Source organism: Streptomyces sp. NPDC050121, from assembly GCF_044460385.1.
In the GTDB taxonomy this organism is placed as follows: Bacteria; Actinomycetota; Actinomycetes; order Streptomycetales; family Streptomycetaceae; genus Streptomyces; species Streptomyces soliscabiei.
Genome location: NZ_JBITJV010000020.1, coordinates 157,397 through 182,233, shown reverse-complemented (window position 1 = coordinate 182,233; position 24,837 = coordinate 157,397). Strand labels below are relative to the sequence as shown.

General features: G+C 69.1%; 22 protein-coding genes, 1 pseudogene and 1 riboswitch. Of the genes and pseudogenes, 11 read left to right on the top strand and 12 right to left on the bottom strand.

Annotation, left to right across the window (positions count from 1 at the left end; all coding sequences use genetic code 11):
• Positions 1 to 154: 154 nt before the first annotated feature.
• Positions 155 to 607 (bottom strand): GNAT family N-acetyltransferase, encoded by a 453-nt coding sequence (locus ACIBTS_RS28390; protein WP_399323071.1) that lies wholly within the window; start codon positions 605 to 607, stop codon positions 155 to 157.
• Positions 608 to 617: 10 nt separating this feature from the next.
• Positions 618 to 1,088, bottom strand: a complete 471-nt coding sequence (locus ACIBTS_RS28385; RefSeq protein WP_319337420.1) for a MarR family transcriptional regulator — start codon at positions 1,086 to 1,088, stop codon at positions 618 to 620.
• A 142-nt stretch (positions 1,089 to 1,230) separates the two neighbouring features.
• Between ACIBTS_RS28385 and ACIBTS_RS28380 the strand changes: the two genes are divergently transcribed.
• Positions 1,231 to 2,448 (top strand): MFS transporter, encoded by a 1,218-nt coding sequence (locus ACIBTS_RS28380; RefSeq protein ID WP_399323069.1) that lies wholly within the window; start codon positions 1,231 to 1,233, stop codon positions 2,446 to 2,448.
• A 26-nt stretch (positions 2,449 to 2,474) separates the two neighbouring features.
• Positions 2,475 to 2,576 (top strand): annotated as a pseudogene (locus ACIBTS_RS28375) (heme-binding protein); the annotation flags it as partial.
• Positions 2,577 to 2,648: 72 nt separating this feature from the next.
• On the opposite strand, the gene ACIBTS_RS28370 reads toward ACIBTS_RS28375, so the two are convergent.
• Entirely contained in the window at positions 2,649 to 3,515 is an 867-nt protein-coding gene (locus ACIBTS_RS28370; protein ID WP_399323067.1) for a GNAT family N-acetyltransferase, read from the bottom strand.
• Between the two features lie 515 nt (positions 3,516 to 4,030).
• Between ACIBTS_RS28370 and ACIBTS_RS28365 the strand changes: the two genes are divergently transcribed.
• Positions 4,031 to 5,677, top strand: coding sequence for a globin domain-containing protein (locus ACIBTS_RS28365; protein WP_399323066.1), 1,647 nt, complete (start codon positions 4,031 to 4,033; stop codon positions 5,675 to 5,677).
• 15 nt (positions 5,678 to 5,692) lie between these two features.
• On the opposite strand, the gene ACIBTS_RS28360 is transcribed toward ACIBTS_RS28365, so the two are convergent.
• The 5 genes from ACIBTS_RS28360 to ACIBTS_RS28340 all read right to left on the bottom strand — a co-directional run bounded on the left by ACIBTS_RS28360 (position 5,693) and on the right by ACIBTS_RS28340 (position 9,442).
• A complete protein-coding gene (locus ACIBTS_RS28360; protein WP_079661202.1) occupies positions 5,693 to 6,175 on the bottom strand; it encodes an NUDIX domain-containing protein in 483 nt (160 codons plus the stop codon).
• 89 nt (positions 6,176 to 6,264) lie between these two features.
• Positions 6,265 to 7,170 carry a LysR family transcriptional regulator gene (locus ACIBTS_RS28355; RefSeq protein ID WP_399323065.1) on the bottom strand — a complete coding sequence of 302 codons (906 nt, stop codon included), beginning with the start codon at positions 7,168 to 7,170 and terminating at the stop codon, positions 6,265 to 6,267.
• Positions 7,171 to 7,411: 241 nt separating this feature from the next.
• Positions 7,412 to 8,569: a cystathionine gamma-lyase gene (locus ACIBTS_RS28350; protein WP_399323064.1), complete on the bottom strand. Its 1,158-nt coding sequence runs from the start codon at positions 8,567 to 8,569 to the stop codon at positions 7,412 to 7,414.
• Positions 8,566 to 9,057 carry a low molecular weight protein-tyrosine-phosphatase gene (locus ACIBTS_RS28345; protein WP_399323063.1) on the bottom strand — a complete coding sequence of 164 codons (492 nt, stop codon included), beginning with the start codon at positions 9,055 to 9,057 and terminating at the stop codon, positions 8,566 to 8,568. The genes ACIBTS_RS28350 and ACIBTS_RS28345 overlap by 4 nt, the downstream gene beginning before the upstream one ends.
• A 7-nt stretch (positions 9,058 to 9,064) precedes the next feature.
• Complete coding sequence (locus ACIBTS_RS28340) at positions 9,065 to 9,442, bottom strand: phage holin family protein (protein ID WP_319337401.1); 378 nt, start codon at positions 9,440 to 9,442, stop codon at positions 9,065 to 9,067.
• A 58-nt stretch (positions 9,443 to 9,500) separates the two neighbouring features.
• Here ACIBTS_RS28340 and ACIBTS_RS28335 point away from each other — a divergent pair, with 58 nt between their 5' ends.
• The 4 genes from ACIBTS_RS28335 (at position 9,501) to ACIBTS_RS28320 (ending at position 11,825) form a co-directional block, all read left to right on the top strand.
• Positions 9,501 to 9,818, top strand: coding sequence for a cupin domain-containing protein (locus tag ACIBTS_RS28335; RefSeq protein ID WP_079661207.1), 318 nt, complete (start codon positions 9,501 to 9,503; stop codon positions 9,816 to 9,818).
• Between the two features lie 183 nt (positions 9,819 to 10,001).
• Positions 10,002 to 10,214 (top strand): DUF5326 family protein, encoded by a 213-nt coding sequence (locus ACIBTS_RS28330; RefSeq protein WP_079661208.1) that lies wholly within the window; start codon positions 10,002 to 10,004, stop codon positions 10,212 to 10,214.
• Between the two features lie 197 nt (positions 10,215 to 10,411).
• Positions 10,412 to 11,278 carry an IclR family transcriptional regulator gene (locus ACIBTS_RS28325; RefSeq protein WP_399323060.1) on the top strand — a complete coding sequence of 289 codons (867 nt, stop codon included), beginning with the start codon at positions 10,412 to 10,414 and terminating at the stop codon, positions 11,276 to 11,278.
• Between the two features lie 100 nt (positions 11,279 to 11,378).
• Positions 11,379 to 11,825, top strand: a complete 447-nt coding sequence (locus ACIBTS_RS28320) for an SsgA family sporulation/cell division regulator (RefSeq protein ID WP_079661209.1) — start codon at positions 11,379 to 11,381, stop codon at positions 11,823 to 11,825.
• Positions 11,826 to 11,965: 140 nt separating this feature from the next.
• On the opposite strand, the gene ACIBTS_RS28315 is transcribed toward ACIBTS_RS28320, so the two are convergent.
• On the bottom strand, positions 11,966 to 13,798 hold the full coding sequence (locus ACIBTS_RS28315) for a YibE/F family protein (protein ID WP_399323058.1): 1,833 nt from the start codon (positions 13,796 to 13,798) through the stop codon (positions 11,966 to 11,968).
• Between the two features lie 272 nt (positions 13,799 to 14,070).
• Positions 14,071 to 14,260, top strand: a riboswitch (TPP riboswitch).
• Between ACIBTS_RS28315 and thiC the strand changes: the two genes are divergently transcribed.
• Positions 14,253 to 16,079 carry a phosphomethylpyrimidine synthase ThiC gene (gene thiC, locus ACIBTS_RS28310; RefSeq protein WP_399323056.1) on the top strand — a complete coding sequence of 609 codons (1,827 nt, stop codon included), beginning with the start codon at positions 14,253 to 14,255 and terminating at the stop codon, positions 16,077 to 16,079. (Overlaps the previous riboswitch by 8 nt.)
• 101 nt (positions 16,080 to 16,180) lie before the next feature.
• Here the strand turns inward: thiC and ACIBTS_RS28305 are convergent, their stop codons facing one another.
• The 3 genes from ACIBTS_RS28305 to ACIBTS_RS28295 all read right to left on the bottom strand — a co-directional run bounded on the left by ACIBTS_RS28305 (position 16,181) and on the right by ACIBTS_RS28295 (position 20,490).
• A complete protein-coding gene (locus ACIBTS_RS28305; RefSeq protein WP_319676834.1) occupies positions 16,181 to 17,056 on the bottom strand; it encodes a hypothetical protein in 876 nt (291 codons plus the stop codon).
• Between the two features lie 192 nt (positions 17,057 to 17,248).
• A complete protein-coding gene (locus tag ACIBTS_RS28300) occupies positions 17,249 to 18,334 on the bottom strand; it encodes a metallophosphoesterase (protein WP_319676833.1) in 1,086 nt (361 codons plus the stop codon).
• Between the two features lie 1,043 nt (positions 18,335 to 19,377).
• The gene (locus ACIBTS_RS28295) at positions 19,378 to 20,490 is read right to left on the bottom strand and encodes a LacI family DNA-binding transcriptional regulator (RefSeq protein WP_319337383.1); all 1,113 of its coding nucleotides are present in this window, start codon (positions 20,488 to 20,490) and stop codon (positions 19,378 to 19,380) included.
• Between the two features lie 543 nt (positions 20,491 to 21,033).
• Between ACIBTS_RS28295 and hisC the strand changes: the two genes are divergently transcribed.
• From hisC to cydB, 3 genes are all read left to right on the top strand, one after another.
• Positions 21,034 to 22,113, top strand: a complete 1,080-nt coding sequence (gene hisC / locus ACIBTS_RS28290; RefSeq protein WP_399323054.1) for a histidinol-phosphate transaminase — start codon at positions 21,034 to 21,036, stop codon at positions 22,111 to 22,113.
• Positions 22,114 to 22,281: 168 nt separating this feature from the next.
• On the top strand, positions 22,282 to 23,790 hold the full coding sequence (locus tag ACIBTS_RS28285; RefSeq protein WP_319337378.1) for a cytochrome ubiquinol oxidase subunit I: 1,509 nt from the start codon (positions 22,282 to 22,284) through the stop codon (positions 23,788 to 23,790).
• Positions 23,791 to 23,810: 20 nt separating this feature from the next.
• Complete coding sequence (gene cydB / locus ACIBTS_RS28280; protein WP_319672833.1) at positions 23,811 to 24,815, top strand: cytochrome d ubiquinol oxidase subunit II; 1,005 nt, start codon at positions 23,811 to 23,813, stop codon at positions 24,813 to 24,815.
• The last annotated feature ends 22 nt before the right edge of the window (positions 24,816 to 24,837 follow it).

Genomic DNA, 24,837 nt, shown 5'->3' with positions numbered 1-24,837 from the left:
GGGGGGGGGGGGGGGGGCGGGGGGGGGGGGGGGGGGGGGGGGGGGGGGGGGGGGGCGCCGCCCGTCGCCGCGGGCGGCGGGTGGTCGCCGCTCCCCCCCCCCCCCCCCCCCCCCCCCCCCCCCCCCGGAACGTTTCTCCCGGCACGCCGAGCCTTCAGAGCTGCAGCTTGAAGCCCACGTGTGAGGCGACGAAACCCAGCCGCTCGTAGAAGCGATGGGCGTCGGTGCGTGTGGTGTCGGAGGTCAGCTGCACCAACTGGCAGTTCTCCCGGCGGGATTCCTCCACCGCCCACTCGATGAACCGCGTGCCCAGGCCGCTGCCGCGCTCGTCGGCGTGCACCCGCACGCCCTCGATGATGGACCTGGTCGAGCCGCGGCGGGACAGGCCCGGGACGATCGTCAGTTGGAGGGTGCCGACGACGCGCCCCTTGCGGACAGCGACGACCAGGTGCTGATTCGGGTCGGCGGTGAGCCGTTCCAACGCGGTCAGATACGGGCTGAGGTCGTCCGGCGACTCACGCTGTGCGCCCAGGGGGTCGTCCGCGAGCATGCCGACGATCGCGGGGATGTCCTCGGCGACGGCCGCCCTTATTTCAAGATCTTCCATGCCCGCGACCCTATGCACCCAAGGCGGCGGGTGCCTTCAGTGACTCCACGACCTGCACCAGCGGGGCCAGTTCCGGGTTCTTCGCGGCTTCGTCGAGCGCCTCGCGCAGGGCGGCGTCGTTGGTCGGGCGGGCTTCGGCGAGCAGCTTCAGACCGGCTTCGGTGACGTTGGTGTAGATGCCGCGGCGGTCGGTGGGGCACAGGTAGCGCTCGAGCAGGCCGCGGTCCTCGAGCCTGGTCACCAGGCGGGTGGTGGCGCTCTGGCTGAGAACGACCGCGTCGGCCACCTGCTTCATCTGCAGATGCCCGCCGTCGCCGTCGTGCTGTCGGCTGAGCACGTCGAGCAGGGAGTACTCGCGCACGCTCAGGTCGTGGCGTGCCTGCAGTGCGCGCTCGATGTGGGCCTCGATCCTCCCGTGCAGCAGGGAGAGGGCGCACCAACTCTGGGAGAGGGCGGTGAGCGCGGGGTCCGTCGCAGTCATTGGGTTCTCCTCGGTCCCGGAGCGGCTGACACCAGGATAGAACAACTTCGAAATAGACGGCGGTTGCACTTAACCCGCGTATGCAACTATTGTGAACACGCGCTAAGCGCTCGTGCAATCTTCTCGGAAGGTGTCACCTCCTATGCCTCTCGCGCTTCTGGCCCTCGCGATCGGGGCCTTCGGAATCGGAACCACCGAATTCGTGATCATGGGCCTGCTCCCCGAGGTCGCGAGTGACTTCGGGGTCTCCATTCCCACGGCCGGCTTCCTCGTGACCGGCTACGCGCTCGGGGTCATGTTCGGAGCTCCGCTCATGACCGCCCTCGGCACCAAGGTTGCCCGCAAGCGAATGCTGATGCTGCTGATGGTTCTGTTCATCGTCGGCAACCTGCTCTCCGCCGTTGCCCCCACCTTCACCGTCATGCTGATCGGCCGTGTGGTCGCCTCCCTCGCCCATGGCGCCTTCTTCGGCATCGGCTCGGTGGTCGCGGCCGAGCTGGTCGCCGCCGACAAGAAGGCCGGGGCCATCGCGATGATGTTCACCGGCCTCACCGTCGCCAACGTCGTCGGCGTCCCGCTCGGCACTCTCGTCGGCCAGAACGTCGGCTGGCGCGTCACCTTCGCCGTCGTCGCCGCGCTCGGCGTCGTCGGCTTGGTCGGCATCGCCAAGCTCGTGCCCGAGCTGCCCCGGGTCGAGGGCGTCCACCTGCGGCACGAGCTTGCCGCCCTCAAGAACGCCCAGGTCCTGCTCGCCATGGCGATGACCGTCCTCGGCTTCGGCGGCGTCTTCGCGGCCATCACCTACATCTCGCCGATGATGACCCATGTGGCCGGCTTCGCCGACGGCTCCGTCACCTGGCTGCTGGTTCTCTTCGGCCTCGGCATGGTGGGCGGCAACCTCATCGGCGGAAAGTTCGCCGACCGAGCCCTGATGCCCATGCTGTACGCCTCGCTGGGTGCCCTGGCGGTCGTCCTGGCCCTCTTCACGGTGACCGCCCACAACAAGATCCTCGCGGCCCTCACGATCGTCCTGATCGGCGCCCTGGGCTTCGCCGCCGTCCCGCCCCTGCAGAAGCGCGTCCTGGACCAGGCGCACGGAGCCCCGACCCTGGCCTCGGCGGTGAACATCGGCGCCTTCAACCTCGGCAACGCACTGTCCGCGTGGCTCGGCGGACTCGTCATCACGGCCGGCCTGGGATACACCGCGCCGAACTGGGTCGGCGCCGCCCTCGCCGCGAGCGCCCTGCTCCTCGCCTTCGTCTCGGCCGCCCTGGAACGCCGCGACCGGGCCTCGGGCGTTCCCAGCGCCGTCGTCGCGGGTGGCAAGCCCGTCGGGCGGCAGACGGCCGCCCGGCGCTGAACTCGGTCCGTTCGCCGGCCGCCCTTGTTCGACGCGACGGCCGACTGATCGGTGCGATCGGGGCCGGAGGCGGGGCCCCGGAGCAGGACCACGAAATCGCCATGACCGCCGTGGAGACACTCGTCTGACAGCGGCAGTCCACGAAGAACGCCGACTTCCCGGGTAACAGGGGAGTCGGCGTTCTTTCAGTCCGCGTGTCCTCAGGCAGCCGCGACCGTCAGAGGGGCGAAGCGGCGGCGCCAGTCGCCCGGCAACTCCGTGATCCCGTAGGTCATCACGGAGTTGAAGGCAACGGGCTCCAGCCCACGTGCCTTCACCCACGTCAGCAGTTCCTCGTGCCGTACGTCGATGTCGGTGCGCAGCGGTCGGTCCGCGTGGGCGGCGAGGGAGGAGAGAAGGGCCTTCGCGGTCGCCGTGTCCCGGGCGATCAGCGGGCCCACGACCTGGGTATCCATGTTGGGCCACGCGGCCGCGTAGCCGATGATCCGGCCCTTGTCCTCGGCGACCCGCAACTGGTCGGCGAAGGCGGGCAAGCGGGTGATCATGTGCGTGCGATCGGTGCCGAAGATCTCCTCGTCGAGCCGGAGGATCGAGGACAGGTCCTCGGCAGTGGCCGCACGGGTGGCGATGCCTGGAGCCCGTTCGTCCGGCCTGAAATGACCTCGCACCATTTCCGCCCGGCCCCTGCACTTGAAGCCCAGTTCCTCGTAGAGCGGACGTCCGTTCGGTGTGGCATGCAGCGTCAGAGGGGTGGCACCCATCACGGAGACGACATGGCGCATCAGCCGCCGGCCGACACCCTGCCGGGCGTGCCGCTCAGCGACCAGCACCATGCCGATGGCGCCGAGAGCGGGACTGCCGTACGGGCCGTACTCGGTGACGACGCAGGCGCTGACGAGCCCCCCGTCGGGGTCGTCGATGCCGTATCCCTTGCCGGCCGAGAGGAGGAGGCCCCACTTGTGTTCCTCGCGTGGCCACCCCCGATCCTCGGACAAGTCGGCGCAGGCGGTGAGGTCCCGATGCGTCAGACGGCGGATGGGTAGAGCGGTGAGGGGAGGAGTCGGCACGCAGGTCAGGCTGTACGACCGGCGCCGTCGGCGTCCACCGGTTTCCCCGTGGACATACGTGCTTTTAGCCATGCTGCGGCCACTGCGCAGTACGTCGACCGTGATGGCATGTTTCACGTGAAACAGAGGGGTCGAGCAAAGGCGCTGTTCCACGAGGGAAGGCGGGACTTGTGCCGCGAGCCGCGGCCGGTATGGTCGACTCCGGTTCGCTTCCGGGACGAGATGCGCCTGACGTGGTGCACATTCCGTGCGAGCCGAGAGCAGGGCAATGCAGCCTAACGGGACGGAGAGATCGAGGACCCGCATTTCCGGTGATGCGACCGAGGCGCCCTCACAGGATGGGATGCTGCGGTGAGAGCGCTGCGCCCCATGTCACGCTCTCGCCTTACGTGTTCGCGGGGCGGAAATACGGGTGGACCGCGGCTGTCGCGGTTGCGGAACCGATGGGGAAAGCAAGCCGTCTGCGGGGAAAGCAGGCACCTTCCGATCCAGGAAGTGCGCAGACCGATCGAATGATGTTCGAGGCGAGGCACACCATGGACGCTCCGACCACCAGGTCGGCCGACAACGGCACGTCCGGCGGCGGGGACGGATGGTTCACACCGCGTAAGCAGCCGGAACCGGCTGCGGGGGGCGAGCAGGGGACTTCAGGGGGCCGCCGTCTGGCCGCGCTACGCCCGGTGGGCCGGAACGCGACCGACTCCCACGCCGGCGCACCCGAGGAGGGCACCACGGACTCCGGGCCTCGAATACCGCCGGGCCCGAGGCCCCCCGCCGCGACGGCCGCCGCCGCGGGCGCACCTCCCCAGTCGCTGACCGAACCGCCCTCGCCCCTCGACACCTCGAACCCGGTCGAGGCACACACCTCCGTGGAGCCCTGGACGCCCGCCCGGCAGGAGGACCCCTCCCCGCCTCAGGCGCCCGTCCAACCGCAGGCCCCCGAGGAGTCGCAAGCGCCCGTGAACTCGCATCCTCCCGCGCAGCAACTCACTGTCTCGCCCCTTGAACCCCTCGTGCCCGCCCAACGGTCCGCACCCGACACGGACGCGTCGCCGGACGCCATCCTCATCCGGCGCACCATGGCCGAGGTGGCCCCGGTGGCCGACAAGGTCACGTCGTACTTCTACGCGATGCTCTTCGTCCGCCACCCCGACCTGCGCTCGCTCTTCCCGCCCGCGATGGACGCCCAGCGGGACCGGCTCCTCAAGGCCCTGCTCACCGCCGCCGAGCACATCGACAACACCCCGGTCCTCGTCGAGTACCTGCGGAACCTCGGCCGTGGCCACCGTAAGTACGGCACCCGGGCCGAGCACTACCCGGCCGTCGGCGAGTGCCTCATCGGCGCGCTGAGCAAGTACGCCGACTCCGTGTGGGACGCCGAGACGGAGGCGGCCTGGGTCCGGACCTACACCACGATCTCCCAGGTGATGATCGACGCGGCGGCCGCCGACGAACTGCGCGCGCCGGCGTGGTGGTATGCGGAGGTCGTCTCCCACGACCTTCGGACGCCGGATGTCGCCATCCTCACCCTCCGCCCCGATCAGCCCTACCCGTTCCTCGCCGGGCAGTACACGAGCCTGGAAACGCCGTGGTGGCCGCGGATCTGGCGGCACTACTCCTTCGCCTCGGCGCCGCGCTCCGACGGTCTGCTGACGCTCCACGTGAAGGCCGTCCCCGCGGGCTGGGTCTCCAACGCCCTGGTGCACCGCGCACGGCCGGGCGACGTCATCCGGCTCGGGCCGCCGGCCGGTTCCATGACCGTCGATCACACCAGGGACAGCGGACTGCTCTGTCTGGGCGGCGGCACCGGCATAGCCCCCATCAAGGCACTCGTCGAGGACGTCGCCGAGCACGGCGCCCGCCGTCCGGTGGAGGTGTTCTACGGAGCCCGCAGCGACCACGACCTGTACGACCTCGACACGATGCTCAGACTCCAGCGGTCCCACCCCTGGCTGGAGGTGCGCCCGGTGGTGGACCGGCACGGTCTGCTCCAGCTGCCCGAAGCGATACGCACCTTCGGTCCCTGGACCGGATACGACGCCTATGTCTCCGGTCCGCCCGGCATGATCCGCAGCGGCGTGGACGCCCTGCGTGGTGTCGGCATCCCCGCCGAGCGGATACGCCACGACTCCGTCGAGGAACTCGTCGCCGCCGGGAGCTGACCCGTTGCCCTGTGGTCAGCCGAGGTCGGGAGCGTGCATGGCGCGGACGCCCTCGATGTTGCCGTCGAGGTAGTGCCGCAGGGACAGCGGCACGAGATGGACGGAGGCGATTCCGACCCGGGTGAACGGTACGCGGACGATCTCGTACTCGCCGGCGGGTTCCTCGATCTCGGGGCCGTGCCGCTGGGACGGGTCCATGGACTCCAGGTGGCAGACGAAGAAGTGCTGCACTTTGACGCCGGTCGCGCCGCCGTCGTCGCCGATGTGCTCGACGGTGTCGACGAAGCAGGGCACGACGTCGGTGATCTTGGCGCCGAGTTCCTCGTGCACCTCACGGTGCAAGGCGTCCACGACGGTTGCGTCATCGGGCTCGACCCCGCCACCGGGCGTGACCCAGTAGGGATCCACACCGGGCTTGGTGCGCTTGATCAGGATCAGGTTGTCGCCGTCCAGCAGAACGGCTCGTGCGGTGCGCTTGACCACGGGTCGGACGGTCATGGGAGAAATGTGGCCCGGCTGGTTCCACGTGAAACATCGCGAAACGTCACCGGGCGAGCTCATGCCGTGACCTCCTACCGGGAGCCGGCTCAGCACCACTCGGCGGCTGCCTCCAGCAACCACGCGTGGGCCCGTGCGACATGCGGCATCGCCAGCGTTCCGGTGCGCACCACCAGGACGTATGTCCGCAGCGGCGGCACCGCCGGCTCGTGCAGCGCTACGACGTCACCACGTTCGAAAGCGGTCGCGCACAGATAGCGGGGCAGAACGGCCAGGCCGGCGCCCGCGATCGTGCAGGCGAGCACCGCGCGCAGGTCGGGCACGATGACGGTGCCCGAGGCGGTGGGGCGGGAGTCGAAGACGGAGGCCCAGTAGCGGGAGACGAGAGGCAGCGACTCGTGGACCTCGACGACAGGGAGGTTCTCCAGTGCGGACGCGCCCTTGCGGCACAGCTTCCCCGCGTCGATCCGTTCGTCCCACTGCGGGGCGGCGACCAGGACATGCTCCTCGTCGCACAGCAGGGTGGCCGTGAGCAGCGCTCCGCGCGGCCGAGCCGTGCTGATGGCCAGGTCGTGGCGTCCGGCCGCCAGGCCCTCCAGGACATCTTCCGTGTTTCCGAAGGAGGCGCGCAGGGCGAACCCCTGTCCGTCGGCGCCGGACAGCTCGGTGAGCGCGGGGAGAGCCCGTTCGGCGGTGAACTCGAGAGGACCGGCGAGGTGCAGCGTCCGTAAGGCGGACTCGTCATTGAGGCCGGTCTCAGCGATCTCGACGAGGGCGTCGAGGTGAGGGGCGGCCTTGTGGGCCAGCTCGTCCCCGATGCTCGTCGGCGTCACCCCGCGGGCCTGGCGCAGGAACAGGGGGCGGCCGAGCTGCCGTTCCAGCGTGCGAATCTGGGAGGTGACGGCCGGCTGGGACAGACCCAGCAGAGCGGCGGCGCGGGTGAAGGAGCCGGCCCGGTGCACGGTCACGAAGGTGCGGAGCAAGGCCAGATCCATGGAGTGTCCTCCCCCTTCCCAGCTCTTTCCTCGCTCTTTCCTCCGGCTCCGAGGCAGGGCCCAACTATAAATAAGTCGATAGGTCTGTGTCGCTCCAGTGATTGGACACTGACACAGAGTCAATTAGCCTTGTTCGCACGGTTCTTCGCGCGCAGAACCAAGGACGGTCCGAGCCACGAGGGGGGAGGCTCGGACCGTCCATTGTGCTGAGCGGGACTGCGTAGGCGCGCGCGTAAGCCGGTCACCGCGCCGACTCCGCCAGCGCGCGCAGCACATCCGCCACCAGGTCCTCGGGGTCCTCGGCGCCGACGGAGAGCCGGATGAAGCCCTCCGGCACCGCGTCCCCGCCCCAGCGCCCGCGCCGCTCCGCGGTGGAGCGCACCCCGCCGAAGCTGGTCGCATCGTCCACGAGGCGCAGCGCCTCGAGGAAACGCTCGGCACGCGCGCGCGTGGGCAGCGTGAAGGAGACCACGCACCCATAGCGCCGCATCTGCTGCGAGGCGACCTTGTGGGAGGGATCGTCGGGCAGCCCCGGGTACCTCAGGGCGCTCACCCCGGGCCTCCCCCGCAGCGCCTCGGCCACGGCCAGGGCGCCGGCGCCCTGCCGGTCGACACGCAACTGCAGCGTGGCGATCGACCGATGGGCGAGCCAGGCCTCCATGGGCCCGGGGATGGCCCCGACGATCTTCCGCCAGCGCCGTACGGCCGTCATCGGCTCGCCGGTCCGGCCGGTGACGTAGCCGAGCAGGACATCACCGTGGCCCGTGAGCTGCTTGGTGCCGCTGGCCACCGAGAAGTCGGCGCCGAGCTCCAGCGGACGCTGTCCGAGCGGGGTGGCGAGGGTGTTGTCCACGGCCACGAGCGCACCACGCGCGTGTGCCGCCTCGACGAGCCGCCGGATGTCGCACACGTCGAGCCCGGGGTTCGACGGTGACTCGATCCACAGCAGCTTCGCGCCGTCCAGGACATGGAGCTGGGCGTCGTCGCCGGTCGGGGCGGTACGCACCTCGATGCCGTACGCCTCCAACTGCGCCCGCACCAGGGGCAGTACCTGGTAGCCGTCGGCAGGCAGCACGACGGTGTCCCCGGCCCGTAGCTGGGAGAAGAGCACCGACGAGATCGCGGCCATGCCGGAGGCGAAGGCGAGCGTCTCGACGCCGTCCTGCCCCGGCGCCTCGAGCTCGCCGATGGCGCGCTCCAGATGGGTCCAGGTCGGGTTCTCGTCACGGCCGTAGGTGTACGGGCCCGTGGGCTCGCCGGGCAGGTGGAAGTGCGCCGCGAACACCGGACCGGGAAGGGTCGGCTCGTACTTCACCGGCTCGGGCAGCCCGGCCCGCACCGCGCGCGTACCCTCGCCGTCGCCTCCCTCAGGCCCTCCCTTCGGAGCGGAATCGTTCATGCCACCTGTCCTTCCACGTCGTCACGCACCGCGGCGAGCAGACCGGCGCTCGCCTCCTCCACCATCTCAAGGCACTCCTCGAAACCGTCCCGGCCCCCGTAGTAAGGGTCGGGGACGTCGAGGTCGTCGCAGGCCGCAGGGTCGAAAGAGCGCAGCAGCCTTACCTTCGCCGCGTCCTCCTCGGTGGGTGCGAGGAGCCGCAGGGCCTTGAGATGGCTCGAGTCCAGCGCGATCACGAGGTCGAGGCGGGCGAACCAGGTCGGTTCGAACCGTCGAGCCGTGTGGTCGAGGGCGTATCCGCGCTGCTCCAGGACGGACAGGGTGCGCGGATCGGCGTTCTCGCCCTCGTGCCAGTCGCCCGTGCCGGCACTGTCGACCTCGACCAGTTCGTCGAGGCCGGCGTCCGCCACGCGCGCGCGGAAGACCGACTCGGCCATCGGCGAGCGGCAGATGTTGCCGGTGCACACGAAACAGACACGGTAGGTCATCGCGGACTCAGTCCCCGTCGGGCAGGACGACGTTGAGCGCCCAGGAGACGACGGAGATGATCAGGCCACCAAGGACCGCTGTCCAGAAACCCTCCACATGGAAACTGACGTCGAGCTTGTCGGCCAGCCACGAGGTCAGCAGCAGCATCAAGGCGTTGACCACCAGGGTGATCAGACCGAGCGTGAGGATGAACAGGGGAAAGGTCAGAACCTTCACGACCGGCTTGACCAGGAAGTTCACCAGGCCGAAGAGCAGTGCGACGACGATGAGGGTGCCGATCTTCTTGCCCGTGCTGTCACCGGTCAGAGTGATCTTGTCGAGCAGCCAGACGGCGACCGCCAGGGCACCCGCGTTGGCGATCGTCTTGACTACGAAATTCTTCATGTGTCTGATCGTGGCAGAGAGATCGCAAACGAGCACCGGACGAGGGCGGACAAGGTCGATGAAGGCATTCCGGTTGGATGAACTGGAGGCGGAGCGAGCCGCCAACGATGGCGCCTACCTGCAGTTTCTGCGTGAGCGGAACATGTCCGTCGGGTTGTACGCGCTCGATGCCGGCACGCATGATCCACAGAACCCGCACAACCAGGACGAGGTGTACTTCGTCGTGAGCGGGCGCGCCTCGATCACCGTCGGCATGGAGACCACACAGGTCGCACGGGGCAGCGTGGTGTACGTCCCGGCCGGCGTCGCCCACAAGTTCCATCACATCAGTGAGGATCTCCGGGTCCTGGTGGTGTTCTCGCCGCCCGAGGGCTGAGCGTCTCCGCCTCGCAGCCGATCCAGGGCCTCGGGGTTCCCTAGGGGATCGGTCAGGGGAGGACAAGGGGCGCGACGCCCCCGTAGGCACCCTCTTCGGACCTAGCATCGATGGCAGGACATCGAAGGGATCCGGCCCGACAAGGGTGCCGGACATCGACCGAAGAGGATGAGGACAAGGGCGATGCGAGAGATCTTCGCGGGACTGCCGTGGTGGGTGAAGTGGGTTGCGGTGCCGGTCATCGCGCTGGTCGTGTTCGGCGGGCTGATAGCCAGCGTCGTCGGGTTCGTGATCGGCCTGCTCTTCAAGCTGCTGGTCTTCGTGGCGCTGGTCGGCGGACTCATCTACGTCGTACGGAAGTTCATGTCGAGTTCGTCGTCGCGAAGCGACTGGTGAGCGGTCCGGGAGGCCGGTGATCGGTAACAGGAATCACCGGTTCCCTCGGCCGGGGGAAGTTTTCCTGACAGCCCGTCTGCAAGCGGTGGCGGACGGTTAAAGTCCGGAATTCGACGCGGGGACGACCCCCGCGAGCGGCGTACACCCCTCCCGTGTTCCCCCGCACGGACCGCCCCCTCGCGCTTCGGGAGTGACCCTTGGCCATGGTTGACACCGCATCCGCACAGCCGTACGCACCCCCCGCCCGTCCGCTTTCTTCCACACCCCCACTTCAACGCCCGCCGAGCCCCGGCGGCGGCGCCGAGCATCCCCACCCCGCGGCCACCCTGATCGGCTCCGTCCAGCGCGCGATGCGTTTGCTGGAGACCGTCGCCGAGCACGAGTACGGGGCTCCGGCCAAGCAGCTCGCCCGGGAGACCGGCCTCGCGCTGCCCACGGCCTACCACCTCCTACGCACCCTCGTGCACGAGGGCTATCTGCGCCGGGACAAGGGGCTGTTCTTCCTCGGCGAGGCAGCCGAGCGGCTCGGCAGCAGCGGGGCGGCGCAGAAACGTCGCAGCACGGTCGCCGACACCCTCGCCCAATGGCGCGATTCGATCGGTGTCCCCGTGTACTACGCGCGATACCGCAACGGCGAGATCGAGATCATGTGCGTCTCCGACACCCCGGGCAACCCGGCGGTGGAGGAATGGGCCGACTTCCGTGAGACCGGACACGCGCACGCCATCGGCCAGTGCCTGCTCTCCCAACTGGACGAGGACGCCCGCCGCGACCACCTGGACCGCTATCCGGCCCAGTCGATCACCCCGTACACCGTGCGTGACAACCACACCCTGCTGCGGCGTCTGGAACGGACGCGACGCATGGAACCGGTCGTCGAACGGCAGGAGTACGCGCTGGGTACGGTGTGCGCCGCGATCCCGATCACTGTGGGCACCACGGCGGCGACGATGGCGATCTCTCTCCCCTCCCATCACGCCGACCGCCTGCTCCCGGCGGCGCGGCAACTGCAGAGCGAGGTCGGACGGTCGCTGGGGTCAATCGCGATCTCTATCAGTATCTGAAAACTCACTCCTTGTGATCTGTTGTGCACGTTCAGCAAGATGCGGTGCAGTGTCAGGGGTTGATTACCGGCCATTCGACAGCAAATGACGGGGTAACGCGATGCGCGAGTCCGTACAGGCAGTACAGGCAGAGGTCATGATGAGCTTCCTCGTCTCCGAGGAACTCTCGTTCCGCATCCCGGTGGAGCTGGGTTACGAGTCGTGCGATCCCTATGCCGTGCGACTCACCTTCCACTTGCCCGGTGACGCCCCGGTGACCTGGGCCTTCGGGCGTGAGCTGCTCATCGACGGGGTGGGCCGGGCGTGCGGCGAAGGGGACGTCCGTGTCTCGCCCGTCGATCCCGATGTGCTGGGAGAGGTTCTGATCCGGCTTCAGGTCGGGGGTGACCAGGCGTTGTTCCGCTCCTCGGCGGCTCCCCTCGTTGCGTTTCTCGACCGCACCGACAAGCTGGTACCGCTGGGCCAGGAGGGTGCACTCGCCGACTTCGACGCGCATTTGGACGAAGCGCTGGACCGGATCCTGGCCGAGGAGCAGAGTGCCGGCTGAGACGTCGGCGGCGCAGGGGTGACGGAGCACTTCGTCATGGGTGGGGCCGTGCAGGAACGCTTCTTCTCGAGGCGTTGGGGGAAGCGGGGCGCACGCCCGAGAGCCGGCCAGTGCGGTTCGGCTCCCGGGTGCCGGTCGGCTCAGCGTTTGCGTCGCCTGCCTCGGCCGCCACGGCCCGGGGCGGGACCCGCGGCCGTCGCTCCTGCCGTAACCCCCGTAGCCGCCGGATGCGTCTCCGGGGCCAGGGCGGGGGCCGTCGCGGCGCCCGGACGGTCGGCGGAGACCACGAGGGCGGCCAGGGCCGTCGTGACGGGCACGGAGGCGACCAGGCCGATCGACCCCACCAGCGTGCGCACGATCTCCTCGGCGACCAACTCACTGTTGGCGACGGCGCCCACACTGCTCTGGGCGATCGAGAAGAGCAGCAGCAGCGGCAGCGCGGCACCGGCGTAGGCGAGGACGAGCGTGTTCACCACGGACGCGATGTGGTCGCGGCCGATGCGGATGCCTGCCCGGTACAGCCCGCGCCAGCCCATCGACGGGTTCGCCTCATGCAGCTCCCAGACCGCCGACGTCTGGGTGACCGTCACATCGTCGAGGACACCGAGCGAGCCGATGATGATGCCGGCGAGCAGCAGACCACTCATGTCGATCGACGGGTACAGCCCGTGGATCAGGCCCGTGTTGTCGTCCGTGTTGCCCGTCAGCGCGGCCCAGTCGATGAACACCGAACCCAGGATGCCGATCAGCAGCAGCGAGATGAGCGTGCCGAGCACCGCGACCGAGGTGCGGGCCGAGAGACCATGACACAGATAGAGCGCGATCAGCATGATGGCGCTCGCTCCCACCACCGCCACGACCAACGGGTTCGAGCCTTGCAGGATCGCGGGCAGGACGAAGAAGTTCAGCAGCAGGAAGCTGATGGCCAGTGCGACCAGCGCCATGACGCCCCGAAGCCGCCCGACGACCACGACGGCGACCGCGAAGATGAGGGCGAGCACGGTCATCGGGACGCGGCGGTTCACGTCGGTGACCGAGTACTGCAGGTCCTTCGGCGCGGAGGGCTCGTAGGCGACCACGACCTTCTCGCCCTGTTCCAACTGCCGTGACTGGTCCGGCTGGACGATCTCGGTGAACGTCCGACCCTTGTCCTTACCGGTGTCCACACGGATCGTGGCCTTCTTGCAGGATCCGCTCGCCTGCTGCTGTGCGGAGGATCCCTCGGCCGTGGAGGTGTCGCCGGTCGGTGTCTCGCGCGAGGCGTTCACCGACGCACAGCTCACGCTCACGACCTTGGTGACCGTGGCCTGCTGGGTCTGCCGGTCGAAGCCGACCCCCGTGCGCTCGTGCGCCGGCGCGCCACCGGGCCACAGCACCACGAGCCCGACCACCACGGCCACGCCGAACGGGATGAGGATGGCCGCGATGACCTTGCGCAGGTGCTGGGAGACGGGGGCCGCAGGGCCATGGCTGTGACTGTGCCCGTGACCACCCCCGGAACCGTGCCCATCTCCGGGCCCCGGTCCGGGCCCGTTGCCGGAATCGTGACGTCGCCCGTGCCCGTGCTCCCCGTGGCCGTGTCCGTGTCCCCCGTGCCTGTGCCCGTGCTCGTCGCCCGGGCCATGTGCCTGGCCGTCACCAGGTCCCTCGCCAGAGCCGTGCCTGGTGCCGTTTCCGGGACCGTTCCTGGGGTCACCGCCATGACCATGGTCGGGATTCTGCCCATGACCGTGCTCGCCGCGCCTGCGGCCGTATCCGTACTCGGGGCCGGCGCCGGCCCCGTAGCCGGTGCCGACGCCGGTGTCCGCGTCGGAACCGTCGCGACGGCCGTATCCAGGACCGTATTCAGGTTCGTACCCGTACCCTCGCCCGTTGCCGCCTCCCGCCTGGTTCCCCGGGCCGGGGCCTCCGCCGGGGTCCTGCGCCCGGCTCCTGGGGGTTCCACCGCGCCCCAGCCGACCCAGCCCGCCCAATCCACCGGCGTACCCCGGTCCGTGATCTGGGTACTGCCCGTGATCACGCTCGCCATCGTGACCGCTGTGGACATCGCGGTCGTTCCCGGGGCTGTTTCCGGAGCCGCCGCCAGGACCGGGGCCACTGGCGGCGCCGTTTCCGGAGCCCGGCCGACGGGGCGGCTCGGGGGGCGGGTACGGGGGCTGGTGTGTCGTGGTCACCGACCGATCATCGCAAGAACGACAGGGGCCCTCTGTTCACCGCGCCCGAATTGACGCTAGCGTGGAGGCACCTTTGCACACGCGGGAGCTCGGAGCACCGGGCTGAGAGGGCGCTGACCTCCGTCTTAGCGGTGTTTCACGTGGAACGTCTCTCGATTCGAGTGATGTTTCACATGAAACGTCGGCAGGCGGTAGCCGCTGCGTCGACCGCCGAACCTGTTACCGGGTAATGCCGGCGTAGGGAGTAGGTCTCATGACCAACAAGGACACACGCACGCCTGCCTTCACGCAGAACGCGACCAGCGAAAAAGAGGTCGACGCGAATACCGTGGAGGCCGGGAAGTCCATCGGCTGGCACAAGGGCTACGTCGAGGGCACTCGCCCCGACCTGCGGGTGCCGGTCCGTCAGGTGCACCTCACCAACGGGCAGTCGGTCACGCTGTACGACACCTCCGGCCCGTACACCGATCCGCTCGCCGACACCGATGTCCGCAGGGGGCTGTTGCCGCTGCGCGAGAACTGGATCATCGCCCGCGGGGACACCGAAGAATACGCGGGCCGGCCGGTCCGTCCCGAGGACGACGGCCTCAAGCACACGTCGCCGCGCGGCGGTCTGCGCAACCTCGACGCGGTCTTCCCCGGGCGGCCGCGCCTGCCGCGTCGCAGCAGGGACGGCGCGGCGGTCACCCAGCTCGCGTATGCGCGCCGGGGGGAGATCACGCCCGAGATGGAGTTCGTGGCCATCAGGGAGAACGTTTCTCCGGAGGTCGTCCGCGAGGAGATCGCGGCGGGCCGCGCGGTGTTGCCGGCCAACGTCAACCACCCGGAGATCGAGCCGATGATCATCGGCAAGCGGTTCCTGGTGAAGGTCAACGCCAACATCGGCAACTCGGCGGTGACGTCCTCCATCGAGGAGGAGGTGGAGAAAATGACCTGGGCGACCCGCTGGGGCGCCGACACGGTCATGGACCTGTCCACCGGCCGGAACATCCACACCACCCGTGAGTGGGTGCTGCGCAACTCCCCCGTCCCGATCGGCACGGTTCCGCTCTACCAGGCATTGGAGAAGGTGGACGGCCGGGCCGAGGAGCTCACCTGGGAGATCTACAAGGACACGGTCATCGAACAGGCCGAGCAGGGTGTGGACTACATGACGGTCCACGCCGGTGTCCGCCTCCCGTACGTCCCGCTCACCGCCAACCGGAAGACCGGCATCGTCTCGCGCGGCGGCTCGATCATGGCGGCCTGGTGCCTCGCGCACCACAAGGAGTCGTTCCTTTACGAGAACTTCGAGGAACTCTGCGAGATCCTCGCCGCCTACGACGTCACGTACTCGCTGGGCGACGGGCTGCGGCCGGGTTCCATCGCGGACGCCAACGACGAGGCGCAGTTCGCCGAGTTGAGGACGCTCGGGGAACTCAACCGGATCGCGAAGCGTTTCCATGTACAGACGATGATCGAGGGCCCGGGACATGTCCCGATGCACAAGATCAAGGAGAACATCGACCTTCAGCAGGAGATCTGTGATGAAGCTCCGTTCTATACGCTCGGCCCTCTGACGACGGACGTCGCGCCGGCGTACGACCACATCACCTCCGGCATCGGTGCCGCGATGATCGCCTGGTGGGGCACGGCCATGCTCTGCTATGTCACGCCCAAGGAACATTTGGGCCTGCCCAACCGTGACGACGTCAAGACCGGCGTCGTCACCTACAAGATCGCCGCCCACGCAGCCGACCTCGCCAAGGGGCACCCCGGTGCACAGGAATGGGACGACGCGCTGTCCGACGCCCGCTTCGAGTTCCGCTGGGAGGACCAGTTCAACCTTGCCCTCGACCCGGACACGGCACGGGAGTTCCACGACGAGACACTTCCGGCCGAGCCGGCGAAGACGGCCCACTTCTGTTCCATGTGCGGGCCGAAGTTCTGCTCGATGAAGATCAGTCAGAGCATCACCGAGCGGTTCGGTGGTGGGGCGGCCGACGGGGCCTCGGCGGAGGAGATCGCCGAGGGGATGCTGGAGAAGTCGAAGGAGTTCGCGGCGAGCGGCAACCGGGTCTATCTGCCACTGGCCGACTGACAGACCATCTGCCTGCCTGTCGGCCTGCCTGCCTGCCTGTAGGCCCGGCGTACGGCTTGCGCTCCCCTCGGCAAGGGTCGGCGGGGGCGCAAGCCGAGTGCCTATTCCGGCCGGTTCTCCGGGCCGCCGAAGTCCGGGCTCGTGTAGTCCGGGCTGCTGAAGCTCGGGCGGGGGCCCGTCGAACGGCCGTCGTCCGGGCTGGTGAAGCCCGGCCGGTCGTAGCCGATCTTCGGAAGGCGGCCTGTGACCGTCGGCGGGACCGGGTCGGTGTGCAGGGCGGGCGCCGCACCGGGGGCGGCGAGTGCCTCCCGGAGGAACGGCAGGATGCCGCGTTCCAGCAGGGCCTCCCGCCAGGCCTCCCTGGCCGCGGCGACCTCCTCGCTCAGCTCGCCGTACGGTTCGGCCTCCAGGGAGGGCCGGTTGCGCAGGGCGGCGAGCAGCAGCGCGACGGTGGCGACGAGGATCGCGGCCACGGCCACGGCACCGAACGCCCACCCGGCGGTGAGCATGGTCCTGGCGAACGCCTGGTCGGGGTCCAGCGCCCTGAGGAGGTAGCCCACGAGCAGGAAGATCACCGCGGCGGTCCCGGCGAGAACGGGGGTGAGGACGGCGGCGACGGCGCCCGCCCCGGCGGCCTCGGCGGCCTGGGCCGCCTCCCCCATGGTGGTGGCGAGCCCCATCGCGGTCGCGCCCGGCTCGGCGGAGCCGGTCTCGGACGTGGACGACGGGGTGGACGGCGCGGGGTGGCGCAGTTCCTCGCGGACCTTTATGTAGTGCTGGTACTCGGACGCCGCGGCCACCGTGATGAGCGCGGAGGCGTTGAGCGCCATGGTGCGCAGCTGTTCGGGGTTGAGCCGCTGCCCCACAGCGGCCAGTTCCGGGTGGTGTGGTGCGGAGCGCAGCGCCTCGTCGAGGATCCGCTCGTACTCCTGGCGGTCCTCGCTGTGCAGGTGCTGCGGAACGCTGTTCATGTGCATCCCCCGATGCTCCGTAGGGCTTGGGGCTCGCATGCCAACGAGCCGTCGGGCAGAAACGGAGGGGAGCCTGCTACGGATAGACCGATGGTAGAGCGGCGACGGCATGAGGTGACAGGGGGTTTGCCGAAATTGGCCGCTGGCCTGCGGCGTCGCCGAGGTGTCCGAACGGGGCCCTGGCCGGCCCCGGAACGCTCAGATATTCAGGGGAAGTTGCTGGACCAGCAGTTTTCCGGCCATCGTCACGCCACCGTCCATCGCGATGGCCAGCCCGTCGGCGTAGACGTGCGGTCCTTCGACGTGCGGACCGCCGTTGTCCTCGCCGTCCTCCGAGCCGACTTCGCCCAGCAGATAGGGAATTGGGCTGTGGCCGTGAACGATGCGGGTGCCGCCGTACGTATCGAGCAGGGAGCGGACGGCGTCCGCGCCGCCCTCGTCGCGGAAGGAGAAGCGCTTGGTGAACTTGCGGAACAGATCCCACACCTCGTCCGCGTCGTTACGCGTGATCGTCTCGCGGACGGTGTCGTTGACCGCCTCGATCGAGTCCCCGTAGTCGAGGTAGGCGGTGGTGTCGGAGTGGACGAGCAGGTGGCCGTCGACCTCCTCGACGGCGTCGAGGCGGGCCATCCACTGCAGGTGGTGGTCCTGGAGGCGGTCCATGTCGTACTTCTGGCCGCCGTTGAGCAGCCAGGCCGCCTGGAAGGTGGCGGTGCCCGCGCCGGAGTTGACGGGGGTGTCGCCGAAGCGCTTGGCGCCGAGCAGCAGCAGCTCGTGGTTGCCCATCAGGGCCTTGCAGTATCCGCCGGCCGCGGCGGCCTCGGCGGACAGCCGCATGACGAGGTCGATGACGCCGATGCCGTCCGGGCCGCGGTCGGTGAAGTCACCGAGGAACCACAGCCGGGCGGTGCCCGCGCACCAGTTGCCGGCGGCGTCGATCAGGCCCTTCTCCTGCAGTGCGGCCACCAGTTCGTCGAGGTAGCCGTGCACGTCGCCGACGACGAACAGCGGGCCCGGCCCGGTCGCGGGCAGCGGAGCCTGGACGGCCGCCGGGTCCACGGCCACCTGAAGGGTGTCACCGCGACGGTTGATGACGGGCAGATCGCGCTGGGTGGGCGTGTAGCCCTCCGGATGCTCCAGCGGCTCATCGAGGGGCGGCGCGGCGTTGCCGGGGTGCGCGCCGTGGTCGTACGGACCGGTCTCGTGGACGTACGCGGGCACCCGGAAGTCACGCAACGTCGCCGTCCGCTCCGCCTCGGGTCCCTGACCGGCCCCCTGAGTCATCAGACCCCTCCACCATCGCGCCGCATCTGCACTCTTCGGGCTGCCTGGTCGCAGCGGCCCGCGGTGCCGTGCGCCCATCATAGGAATGCGGATCGTGCCGTGTGATGACCCAGGGGTGGTGAATCGGAGCAAGGGACCTGTTCATCGCGGCTTTCGCCCCGATTGGGCCGGGCTTCGGCAGCCCCCACTCACCCGGCACTCACCGTGCCCACCCCCGCATCCCTCGCCCTAAGAGCGGCTCCGCCGGGTTGAGCGGCGGACCGTGCCGGCTGTGGGGAGTGTGATTTGGGAGGCTGGATGGAGGGGGTTCGGTGGGGTGGTGCGGGAAAGCCGGAATCCCGGCGGCTGGGTGAGGGCGTGTCTCGGTGGTGACCGCGGCGAGGGCGCGTCCGCCGGGTGGGGCGCGGCGGCTTCCGCACCAGGCGATGCGGCCGAAGCGGTGCGGCGGAGTGGATGCGGCCGAAGCGGTGCGGCCCAGGGGCGGGGCATTCGTCCGGAGCCGTGACGGTATCGGCCCATGTCGAAGCACCTTCGGGGGCTGGGCAGGAAGGCGGTGGGCGCCTTTTCGCCGCCACTTGAGGCGGGGGCGCCCCGTTCCCGCCCCCGCTGCGTGCTGCCTCGAGCGCCTCGGAGATGGCGTCCCACCATGCGGGTAGCCGCGATCAAGTGCGGCGTCGCAGGTGGCGGGAGACGACCGACGCGGACGTCCCGGGCGACCGGGGGGAGAGCCGTTCTACGGCGTTCCCTACGGCGGAGTCGAGGGGAAGGGGCGCGGTGTCGCCGGGGGCGTGGGCACCCCGGACCTCTCGGAGAAGCGGCCGGACTCCGCCCGGAGCTCTCGGCTTCCGGGGAGAAGCCGGGGCCTCTCAGCCGCCCGGGGGGCGTCGGCTTCCGTGAGGCGTACGACGCCGCTGGAAACCGCCCGTACGTGCCTCTCGCCAACCTGTGTTGACGCGCACCAGGGGCCCCGGCCGCCCAGCTGCAAAACCGCCGCCCCCTCCACCCCACGTCGGTTCGTGGGCCAGGGAGGGGGCGGCGGTGGGTTACTTCTCTTCCGGTGCTCGGGGTGGGCTGACCGTTGTTCGTGGGGGGCGTCGCTGGGACGATGTCCGCACGATCAGTTCGGTCGGTATCACCTGCTCGACCGGTCGGTCCGACTCCACGCCCTCGATGGCGTCGATGAGGAGTTGGACGACCGCCGTGCCGATACGGCGCGGTTTCAGCGAGAGGGTGGTGACGGGCGGCTCGGTGTTGGCGTACACCGTGGACTCGCTGCAGCAGACGATCAGCAGGTCCTCCGGGACGCGCAGTCCGTAGCGGCGGGCGGCGGCGAGGAGGTCGGTGCCGTTGGGGTCGAACAGGCCGTAGACGGCGTCGGGGCGGTCGGGGCGGGCCAGCAGCCGGTCGGCGGCCACGGCGCCGGCACACGGGTCGTGCGCGGGGTAGGCCTCGTAGACCGGGTCCTGGCCGACCCGCTCGCACCAATGCAGATACGCGCTGGTCGACAGGTGTGTGTACGTGTCCGTCGTGGTGCCGGTGAGGAGGCCGATGCGGCGGGCGCCGGCGTCGGCCAGGTGGTCGAGGATGTCGAGGACGGCGGCCTCGTGGTCGTTGTCCACCCAGGCGGTGACCGGGAGCGGGCCGGCCGGGCGGCCGTCGGAGACGACCGGTAAACCCTGCCGGACCAGCTCGCTGACCACCGGATCCTGGTCGGAGGGGTCGATGACGACCGTGCCGTCCAGGGCGACGTTCGACCACACGTCGTGGCGCGAAGTCGCGGGGAGGATGACGAGGGCGTAGCCGCGGGCGAGCGCGGCCGAGGTCGCGGCGCGCGCCATCTCCGCGAAGTACGCGAACTCGGTGAAGGTGAAAGGTTCATCCCCGTACGTGGTGACGGTCAGGCCGATGAGTCCTGACTTGCCGGTACGAAGGGTTCGGGCCGCCGCGGAGGGGCGGTAGCCCAGTCGGTCGGCGACCTCGCGGACATGGCGTCGGGTGGCGTCGGGGAGCCTGCCCTTGCCGTTGAGGGCGTCGGAGACGGTCGTGATGGAGACTCCGGCGGCGGCGGCCACGTCCCTGATGCCCGCCCGGCCCGGCCGGCTGCCTCGGCGTGAGGTTTCCGCGCGGCTCACCTGGTGCTTCCCTGCTGCTGTCATGGCGAGCCGATAGTAGGGCTCATTCGGTGGGGTAGGGCGGACGCATATGCACGCGTTGACAGGCACGTTTCTGCAAGGTCATAAGGGGTCAAGTGCTTTAGAAATAAAGGTAGTTGATGGTCCAAAAGCCAGGACGTGGTGTGTCGGCACGGATGAGCCTGCCAAGGCACCGATGTTTCGAAGAGGTCTCAACTCACCTGCACGAGGGATGCGCGCTACGGCGTGAGCCACCGGCGCATAGATATATGTACAGCGCGCCCCCTGGCGGGTACGCCTTCGTGCGCCTTCGTCCCCAGAAGTCACGGACGTCCGCCGTCGGACGTCCGACACCTGCATCGGCGGCTCCTGTCCGGGCGTCGACTGCTCGCCTCCTGCGCCACTCCCGCCCGCCTCCTACTTGCCTCCTGCGCTGCTCCTGCTCGGCTCCCGGTCGGCTCCTGGTTTCGGACCGAGGCTCCTCGTCGCCCACGCACTTCGCACCCGCGCCGAATCCTCATAAGGTGAGCAGTATTGAAGCCGGTGGTGGTCAAGAGGAGGACTGCGGTGAGCGAGACGAGCCCCAAGCTGCGCGCCGAGCTGGAGGGGATCCCCACCTACAAGCCGGGCAAGCCGGCCGCGGCCGGTGGTCCCGTTGCCTACAAGCTGTCCTCCAACGAGAACCCCTATCCGCCGCTGCCGGGCGTGATGGAGACCGTGACGGCCGCTGCCGCGTCCTTCAACCGCTACCCGGACCTGGCCTGCACGGCGCTGGTGAACGAGCTCGCCGAGCGCTTCGGGGTCCCCGCCTCCCACCTGGCCACGGGCACCGGTTCGGTCGGCGTCGCCCAGCAGCTCGTCCAGGCGACCGCGGGGCCGGGGGACGAGGTGATCTACGCCTGGCGGTCCTTCGAGGCGTACCCGATCATCACGCGGATCAGCGGCGCGACTCCCGTGCAGGTGCCGCTGACGGTGGGGGACGTGCACGACCTGGACGCGATGGCCGACGCGATCACCGACCGAACCCGGCTGATCTTCGTCTGCAACCCCAACAACCCCACGGGCACCGTGGTGAAGCGGGCCGAGCTGGAACGATTCCTCGACCGGGTGCCGCGTGATGTGCTGGTCGTGCTCGACGAGGCCTACCGGGAGTTCATCCGCGATCCCGAGGTGCCGGACGGCGTGGAGCTGTACCGGAACCGGCCCAACGTCTGTGTGCTGCGGACCTTCTCCAAGGCGTACGGCCTCGCGGGTCTGCGCGTCGGTTTCGCCATCGCCCACGAGCCGGTGGCGGAGGCGCTGCGCAAGACGGCGGTGCCGTTCGGTGTGAGTCAGCTGGCGCAGGAGGCTGCGATCGCCTCGCTGCGTGCCGAGGACGCGCTGCTCGGCCGGGTCGGGTCCCTGGTGTGCGAGCGCCTGCGCGTGGTCGAGGGGCTGCGCGGGCAGGGCTGGACGGTGCCCGAGACGCAGGCCAACTTCGTGTGGCTGCGGCTGGGCGAGCACACGGTGGCCTTCGCGGCGGCGTGCGAGCAGGCCGGCGTCGTGGTGCGGCCGTTCCCGGGCGAGGGCGTGCGGGTGACGATCGGCGAGAACGAGGCGAACGACATCTTCCTGAAGGTGTCGGAAGGGTTCCGCAAGGAGCTGTAGCTTGCACCTGTTTCGACGGGTCGGCAGTGTTCGGTGGCGTTCCGGGGGGTTTCCGCGGGTAGCGGGGACCCCCCTTCGCTTGTCGAAAATCGGTGCGTCATACTAGCTTGTGAATGTGAACGCTTTCACAAGCGTCATCCACAAGTCTGTGAGCAGAGGAGTGACGACGTGGACCTGGCTTTGGCGCCGGAGACACTGGCGCGCTGGCAGTTCGGCATCACCACCGTCTACCACTTCCTCTTCGTCCCCCTGACGATCTCTCTCGCGGCCCTCACCGCCGGGCTGCAGACCGCCTGGGTGCGCACGGAGAACGAGAAGTACCTCAGGGCGACGAAGTTCTGGGGCAAGCTCTTCCTGATCAACATCGCGATGGGGGTCGTCACCGGCATCGTGCAGGAGTTCCAGTTCGGCATGAACTGGTCCGACTACTCGCGCTTCGTCGGTGACGTCTTCGGCGCTCCGCTCGCCTTCGAGGCCCTGATCGCGTTCTTCTTCGAGTCCACCTTCATCGGTCTGTGGATCTTCGGCTGGGACAAGTTGCCGAAGAAGATCCACCTGGCCTGCATCTGGATGGTCTCGATCGGGACGATCCTGTCGGCGTACTTCATTCTCGCGGCCAACTCGTGGATGCAGCACCCGGTCGGCTACCGGATCAACAAGGAGAAGGGACGGGCCGAGCTCACCGACATCTGGGCCGTGCTGACCCAGAACACCACGCTCGCCCAGGTCTTCCACACCATGTCCGCGGCCTTCCTCACCGGCGGCGCCTTCATGGTCGGCATCGCCGCCTTCCACCTGTACCGCAAGAAGCACATCCCGGTGATGAAGACCTCGCTGCGGCTCGGCCTGGTCACCGTGGTCATCGCCGGCCTGCTCACCGCCATCAGCGGCGACACTCTCGGCAAGGTCATGTTCAAGCAGCAGCCGATGAAGATGGCAGCCGCCGAGGCGCTGTGGGACGGCGAGGCGCCCGCGCCCTTCTCGGTCTTCGCCTACGGCGACGTCGAGAAGGGGCACAACAAGGTCGCCATCGAGATCCCCGGCCTGCTGTCCTTCCTCGCGAACGACGACTTCACCTCGCACGTTCCCGGCATCAACGACGTCAACAAGGCCGAACAGGAGAAGTTCGGGCCCGGTGACTACCGGCCCAACATCCCCGTCGCCTACTGGGGCTTCCGTTGGATGATCGGCTTCGGCATGTCGTCCTTCGCCATCGGCCTGGCCGGACTCTGGCTGACCCGCAAGAAGTTCCTGCTGCCCCAGCACCTGAGGGTCGGCGAGGACGAGGTGCCGCATGTGGTGCTCTTCAGGAACAAGGCGCTCAACCCCAAGCTCACCAAGCTCTACTGGCTGGCGGCGATCTGGACCCTGGGCTTCCCGCTGATCGCCAACTCCTGGGGCTGGATCTTCACGGAGATGGGCCGCCAGCCCTGGGTCGTCTACGGCGTCCTGCAGACCCGCGACGCGGTCTCCCCCGGGGTCTCCCAGGGCGAGGTCCTCACCTCGATGATCGTCTTCACCACGCTGTACGCGATCCTCGCCGTCGTCGAGGTCAAGCTGCTGGCGAAGTACGTGAAGGCCGGCCCGCCCGAGCTCACCGAGGCCGACCTCAACCCGCCCACGAAGATCGGCGGCGACTCCCGTGACGCCGACAAGCCGATGGCCTTCTCCTACTAGGCCGAGGGAGCTGCACAGTCATGGAACTGCACGACGTCTGGTTCGTCCTGATCGCCGTCCTGTGGACCGGCTACTTCTTCCTGGAGGGCTTCGACTTCGGGGTCGGGATCCTCACCAAGCTGCTCGCCCGCAACCGGGTCGAGAAGCGGGTGCTGATCAACACCATCGGACCCGTCTGGGACGGCAACGAGGTGTGGCTGCTCACCGCGGGCGGCGCGACCTTCGCCGCCTTCCCCGAGTGGTACGCGACGCTCTTCTCCGGCTTCTACCTGCCCCTGCTGCTGATCCTGGTCTGTCTGATCGTGCGGGGCGTCGCCTTCGAGTACCGGGCGAAGCGGCCCGAGGAGAACTGGCAGCGCAACTGGGAGACAGCGATCTTCTGGACCTCGCTGCTGCCCGCGTTCCTGTGGGGCGTCGCCTTCGGCAACATCGTGGGAGGCGTCAAGCTCGACCAGAACTTCGAGTACGTGGGCGACGTCTGGGACCTGCTCAACCCGTACGCGCTGCTCGGCGGTCTGGTGACCCTGACGTTGTTCACCTTCCACGGTGCGGTGTTCACGGCGCTCAAGACCGTCGGGGAGATCCGCGAACGGGCGCGTCAGCTGGCGCTGAAGGTGGGTCTGGTGACCGCCGTGTTCGCACTGGTCTTCCTGCTGTGGACGCAGATCGACAGCGGTGACGCCAAGAGCCTGGTTGCGCTGGTCGTGGCGGTCGGCGCCCTGGTCGCGGCGCTCGTGGCGAACCAGGCGGGACGTGAGGGCTGGTCGTTCGCCCTTTCCGGCGTCACCATCGTGGCCGCCGTGGCGATGCTCTTCCTGACGCTCTTTCCGAACGTCATGCCGTCCACGCTCAACTCGGACTGGAGCCTGACGGTGACCAACGCCTCGTCGAGCCCGTACACCCTGAAGATCATGACCTGGTGCGCGGGGATCGCCACGCCGATCGTGCTGCTGTACCAGAGCTGGACGTACTGGGTGTTCCGCAAGCGCATCGGCACGCAGCACATCGCCGACGCCGCGCACTGAGTCCGATATGGGGCATGTTTCA